This is a genomic window from Paenibacillus barcinonensis (assembly GCF_003217495.1).
GTDB lineage: Bacteria > Bacillota > Bacilli > Paenibacillales > Paenibacillaceae > Paenibacillus > Paenibacillus barcinonensis.
Map to the genome: position 1 here is coordinate 133996 of NZ_QJSW01000015.1, position 6245 is coordinate 140240.

Below are 6245 nucleotides of genomic sequence, written 5' to 3' on the forward strand. Positions count from 1 at the left end.
TGGTGGTAGCTTTGGCTGATAGGGGATTATTAAAGACTCGTGAGGCAGTCCTTTTAGATATTAGGAAAGAAAAAAAACTCCAGCTGTTGGAGTTTTGTCAACATTTCAAATGTTAAATGAGATATACTGTTGAACCTACGGGGATATCTTCGGGCCTGATCGATTTACCTAAACATATACCTACCATTTTTTTATCATTTGGAGAGTTTGATATTTGAACGGAAACAACTCGCAGATGCAACATTTCATGTTCAGATATTTGCAGAACAATATTGTTACCAATCTGACTTACAGATGTAGGAACAGGGTCATTCCCAACGATAATGGTTCCATTTTTACTGGATTCAAAAACATCCCCGACCTCCATTAATTTTTCCATATAAGACTCTCCTCCAATTATCTGCTTTGTATAAATAGCTCATCCTTAACTTCTCTGATGCGCAGCCCACTGTTTTTCAGCCTTGTAATTGCGTCTCGCAATAGCGTTAATCTTTCAGTTGATGTCAAATCCGGGGCAAATCTGGCAGCCCTAATGCTAGCCTGAGCTTCATCTAAAGCAAAATTTCTTGAATAGGTTGCAGAGTCGACATCATAAAGTTTGAACGCTCTCCCATTTAAATATGCCTCATAGTGTCCCACAATCTCATGAGCTATGGTTGCCTTACCCGTGACACGGCTATTAGCACTTGTAGTTCCTATTCCTGGAGAATCACCGGGGAGTACATCCGTATTTATATATAACCTGTCATACATCATACCTGTATTCCAGTTATCCCTAAATACAATATTATCCTCAGGAAAATCTAATTTTTTTGCATAAGCAACCAGTTCTATTTTCTGTGCTTTAGTTAGTTCAGTTTCATTTCTCAATCCTTCTGAAGAAATTTGACGATAGTCTTCTGCCTTTTTCCCTATCTCTGGCGGGCGATTAAACGCACCAATCTTAGTACCACCGCCCGATGATGTCAGCAACTTATGCGGTTTGATCATCTTGGCGGTCATCCCGCCTCCGACCATCATGCCTCCCATGCCCATCATATTGGCCCAGTGCTCGCTCGACCAGGCATTTGTCGGGAATATCGCTTCACGGATTGTACCGTGGATGCCAAGGGTCAGCCAATTGGCGGTATCATTCGGTGAGTCGAATGCTTTATTCGCCCGATCCATGTATCCTTCAACCAATCCGCTAGGAATGCCAAAGGTCCAATAATCCAGAAATCCACCCACACTGTCATAGCGCTTCTGGTAACGATCATCGGCGGCCTGCATAAAGGCTGTGCCAAGCTCTGCCAAACTGTCTGCTGATTTTTGAAAGAAGTTACGCTTGTCAGCAACAGGAGCACGACATGCTTCCGGTGGAGGGGGTACACAGTTGGCATCATAAGCCTGGACAGCCTGCTGATCCGCTAATCTGAATTTTTCAGCATGCCCTTCAAGCGTTTTGGCAATGGATAGCGATAGTGAACTGAAGTTATCCATTACTCGCTGTGCCGCAAGGAAATCTGCATAGAACCGTTCCTTGGTGCTCCCGTTCCATTGCCTTTCAATCTCGAAGAGCTGTTGTTTCAACATATGATTCATCTGCGCAATCTGACTTTGTGCTGCTGCAAACTGCTTCGAAACCGACAACAGTTGATCAGGGGTTACTTTAATCGTCGTCATGTCGTACCTCGATCTGAATATGTATTTCGTTGTTATACGAAAAACTAGCGTGCTATAAAGGCTTGATCCTCCTTCCAGCTTATGATACTTGATTATAGATGGATCAGGTTTATTTTCGTAGAGACTCACGGCTCAATGTATTAGTCCCTATTACCCCCAAAACGTCCTATTTGTAACAGTCTTTACGTCCTAAATCCTCGCTCACGCCCTAGCTATATTTATAAAAAAATCCCGGCGCAAGCGCCGAGATCCTTTGAAGAGTTAGAAAATATATACTACCCTCATTTATATCGTTGTGCACTTTGTTAACCGTATGGTGTACTTGGTGTACTTGGTGTACTTGGTGTACTTGGTGTACTTGGTGTACTTGGTGTACTTGGTGTACTTGGTGTACTTGGTGTACTTGGTGTACTGTCCCCTGTATTCAGGATCAGTTCTTTACTTCACTTAACGTCCCGAGGTATGCTTCTCTATTTTTCTGAATCGAATCAATGACCAAATCGTCAGCAGTACAAGCACACCAAGGCATATGCTGATGCTGAATCGGTTGCCCTCATCAAACACAAACATGACAGCGATAACGCTGAGGATCACGACAACCGCTCCAGTAATATACGGGAATCCCCATACCTTGAAGGTAGGCTGTACCGGATACTTCCTGCGCAATTTGAGCTGTGACGCTGCTATGCAGATCCAGACCAGAATGACAACAAATCCGGGAACAGCAAGCAGCACTTTAAACAGCTGATCCTGGGCAAACAAGCCTAGCATGGACCCTCCTAACAGAACTACCGTACACACCAACAAGGTGTTGATTGGACTACCGTTGCGATTGGTCCTTGCAAGTGCTTTGGGTGCTTCCCCGCCGACAGCCATGGCATGCATCATGCGAGATGCACCGTAGATGCCCGAGTTAGCCGCAGACAGCACCGCCGTTACCAGAATAAAGTTCATAATATGCGCAGCACCCGGCAGACCCGTAGACGCAAGAACCTGCACGAACGGACTGCTGTCCGGCCCGATCTCGTTCCACGGAATAAGCCCGCAGATAATTAGAATCGGCAGTGTAAAAAACAAAATAATTCTGAACATAAAATTACCGACGATTCGCGGCATCACCTTCTCCGCATTTTCCGTCTCCGTTAAGGTCAGGCCAATGAGCTCCGATCCCCCATAGGAGAACATAACCACAAGTAATGCTGAGAAAATAGAGCCCCAGCCATTCGGGAAAAACCCGCCCGCTTGCGTATAATTTTGCAGATAAGGTGTGTTCTCGCTGGGAATAATACCAAAGATCAGCCCCGCCCCGAGTACGATAAAAATTATAATCATCGCAATTTTGATTCCAGCCAGCCAAAATTCGAATTCCCCGAATACACCTACGCTGAGCAAATTCACAAGTATGATGAAGGCCGCACAGGACAGACTGAGCATCCACAGTGGCACGTCCGCAAACCAATATTGCAGGAAGCTGCCTGCGGCAATAACTTCGATAACACATACCGATAACCACAAGAAGCAATACATCCATCCCATTATAAAAGAAACTCTGCTGCCGAACGCTTCTTGTACGAAGTCTTTCATATTTTTGTTTTTGTATACTGTTGCCATCTCGGCCATTGCCGCCATGACTACAAGCAGAAGCAGGCCAGCGAAAATGTACGTCACAATAACGCCTGGGCCTGCAAGTCCAATGGTGCCTGCACTGCCTTTAAAGATCCCTGTCCCGATGACACCCCCCATCGCCATAAATGTGATGTGTCTGGGTTTTAATTTTTTCTGTAACGATTCTTCCGTCTGAGTCTGAGCCAATTGAAATCCTCCTGAGGTTCAAAACAGGTGTTAACCTTGTCTATTTTTTCATAACATAATCTCCAGTATACCCTATCATGCTCGAATCAGCCCATCTGTTACATCAGGCCAAATCATGCCAAGCATAGATCATGCCTATGATTTATACCCTTTAAAAGTGCAGAGTAATCGGCAGGCAGCCCAGTGCGCTTTCCCTTTCTTTGATGCGTCACAGCGTTCCCATTCCGAAACTTATTCTATCACTTTTTTCACGGTATGAACTGTATCAAATGTTTCATTTTTCTTCCTTGAGGTCTGACTTGGAGAAAAGATAATCTGAGCTCCGCTTAATTTTGTGAAAAAGGACCCTCCTGTATGTACACAAAGACAAACCACATACGCACTGACAAGCATATACACCAACATACTGACGTAACAGAGGAACATACAACCCTGTAGACGGACTGAAAGGCAGAGAGGCGCTCAGTCCGTCATAACGAAATAAAACCAGCCTCCCTGATCAGAGGGACTGGTTTACTAAATATTTTTATACAGGCTGTTGTCTACAGGTCATTGGCGCTGTCTGGCTAGCGTATAGAAACATAGATTGATAAAATCTGATCCGCATATTACTCTTATCCAATTATCCAATCGTTCTCGTCATAAACTCGCTGTTCGGGTCAGGGATGTAATCAGCAAACGGCTCACAATATTCAAAACCAAAGTCCTCGTAAAGCTTGCGTGCCGGAATAAAAGAGTCCATTGACCCCGTCTCCAGACTGATGCGTTGATATCCACGCTTCGTGGCCTCTTCAATAATGTGAGCAAGAATGCGGCGGGCTACGCCTTTGCGCAGGTGAGCAGCGGCTGTACGCATGGATTTCAGTTCACCGTGCTCCGCATCAAGCTCCTTGATTGCTCCACAGCCAAGCAGCTCGTTCCCTTCCCATGCACACCAGAATGTAATTTCTGGCTTCTTGAGACCGTCCAGATTCAGCGCATGTATGCTTTCAGGCGGCGAATCCGCTGCCATGCCCAACAAATGCTCCGCAATTAGTGCTTTTACTTGATCCCCGCTGAGATCATCCACTCTAATCTCCATCATACTCACTCCTGCCAACATATTGTTAATTGCACCTCTCCAAGAGGTACATCAATAACTTATCTTACAACGATGTCAGGTTTTGTGACAAGAAAAGATGAGGATGGCTGGAACTAGAATAAAAGTGGCGGTGCAGGTAGGCCCCGTAGTTCTGACATTGACGTGGTGCTCCTCCATCGGGCTTAGTGAAGGATTATAGGATGGCTGGACACTCGCTCGCTATTATTCACCGGTTTGATATGATGCTCGATACTGGTTACATTGTGCAGTATGCACCAGCTTAGTGCTCCCGCTGCACATGGACGCTCCCACGTCACATCAACGAATCCCATAAGCCGCTAACGATCACCAGAGACCTTATTGGGGCTGAATATAGCCTCCAAAAAATCTAACGATCCTCAGCGACGCTATTACATATAAAACAGGCATATTCACGTAAAAAAGTACCCATTCCGACGAAATAGCGTTTCTACGGATCGTTAGAATCTAGAAACCGTCTAAAACAGCTTAATAAGGCTTCCTGTGATCGTTAGAAATGGAGCATAGACATAGGAAGCAGTTTAGCGGCTGGTACAAGGGATGGTACAAGGCAGCTCACTCTCACATGCCACGACCTCAGGACTGCTGGTACGATACGGCAGTCATCTGACACGGCTCACAAACAAACATATAATAGACACCTTCGCCATACTCCTGAATCAACTCGCCATCCAGCTGACCGATCGCCTTCATCGTAGTCGAACAAACCGGGCATTCAGGATAGTCTGCATCCTGCACCCAGCTGGGGTGCCCTCCAATCTGGGAGATGGAAGGCTCCATCGCCCACTCACTGCCATGGAAAGGCTGGCGCGGCTTCTCAGCAATATGGAACAAACGACGTTGTACCCGATCCTGCTGCTGTGCCTGTTGATGCCGATGTTCATGCTGCTGCGCCTGTTGATCCATCACCTCTGGCCGCACCTGATGCTCATGCTGTACCTGGTCTTCAGGTTTTACCTGTACCTGTACCTGTACCTGGTCTTGCTCTTGTATCTGTTCTGACACTGGCACTTGTACCCGTTCAAGCTCTTCTCCTTGTCCCTGCCCTTGCACTCGTTCCAGCTCTTGTGCTTCTCTCTGGCTCCGAGCCTTTCCCTGTCCACCCAGCTCTTTCAAGTCATCCAAGGTACTTGATACAAGCCCGGATACATTCACCCTTATCTCTTCCACACCTATGTCATCGAATCCCTCCGGCTTCACATTGTATCTACTCCAGATGGGATGACCCGACTCATTCATCTCCATATACATTACACTGTAGCTGCTGCAAACCAGACAGGTCTGCACATCAAGCTGTTGAAAATTCCAGTCAATGGTCTGAAGCGCAGGATGGTTCACAGGTATATTGATTAAGCTGATGAAAGAACTGCCGCACCATGGACAATGATCTGCGCTTGGAACAAGCAGCGGAACCGGATTCCCTTTTATTACGGGAGCTTCCTGTTTCTGTTTACACCGCTGCTGTTGTTCTTCAACTGCTGCTTTCGCTGCACGTAAGGCAGCTTGCTGCTCTGTTTTCCCTTTATCCTCTATGTCCCCTCTATACCCTGTCTCTTTGGACCTATGTCAAGAAAGTAGACACTTACGCGACGGATTTGTCCGTAAATTTCTTCGCAAAACGAGCAGGGGAAAGATAACCTAGCGCCCCATG

General features: G+C 46.2%; 6 protein-coding genes. 1 reads left to right on the forward strand and 5 read right to left on the reverse strand.

Annotation, left to right across the window (positions count from 1 at the left end; genetic code table 11):
* Nucleotides 1–112: 112 nt before the first annotated feature.
* The 5 genes from DFQ00_RS20385 to DFQ00_RS29605 form a co-directional block, all read right to left on the reverse strand.
* Entirely contained in the window at nt 113–379 is a 267-nt protein-coding gene (locus DFQ00_RS20385; protein ID WP_110898325.1) for a hypothetical protein, read from the reverse strand.
* 17 nt (nt 380–396) lie between these two features.
* Nucleotides 397–1662: a WXG100 family type VII secretion target gene (locus DFQ00_RS20390; protein WP_110898326.1), complete on the reverse strand. Its 1266-nt coding sequence runs from the start codon at nt 1660–1662 to the stop codon at nt 397–399.
* Nucleotides 1663–2109: 447 nt separating this feature from the next.
* Nucleotides 2110–3474: an amino acid permease gene (locus DFQ00_RS20395; RefSeq protein ID WP_279630425.1), complete on the reverse strand. Its 1365-nt coding sequence runs from the start codon at nt 3472–3474 to the stop codon at nt 2110–2112.
* Nucleotides 3475–4096: 622 nt separating this feature from the next.
* The gene (locus tag DFQ00_RS20400; RefSeq protein ID WP_110898327.1) at nt 4097–4555 is read right to left on the reverse strand and encodes a GNAT family N-acetyltransferase; all 459 of its coding nucleotides are present in this window, start codon (nt 4553–4555) and stop codon (nt 4097–4099) included.
* 615 nt (nt 4556–5170) lie between these two features.
* Nucleotides 5171–5932, reverse strand: a complete 762-nt coding sequence (locus DFQ00_RS29605) for a hypothetical protein (protein ID WP_174812236.1) — start codon at nt 5930–5932, stop codon at nt 5171–5173.
* A gap of 38 nt (nt 5933–5970) precedes the next feature.
* Between DFQ00_RS29605 and DFQ00_RS28880 the strand changes: the two genes are divergently transcribed.
* Complete coding sequence (locus DFQ00_RS28880) at nt 5971–6231, forward strand: hypothetical protein (protein WP_146236200.1); 261 nt, start codon at nt 5971–5973, stop codon at nt 6229–6231.
* Nucleotides 6232–6245 lie beyond the last annotated feature (14 nt).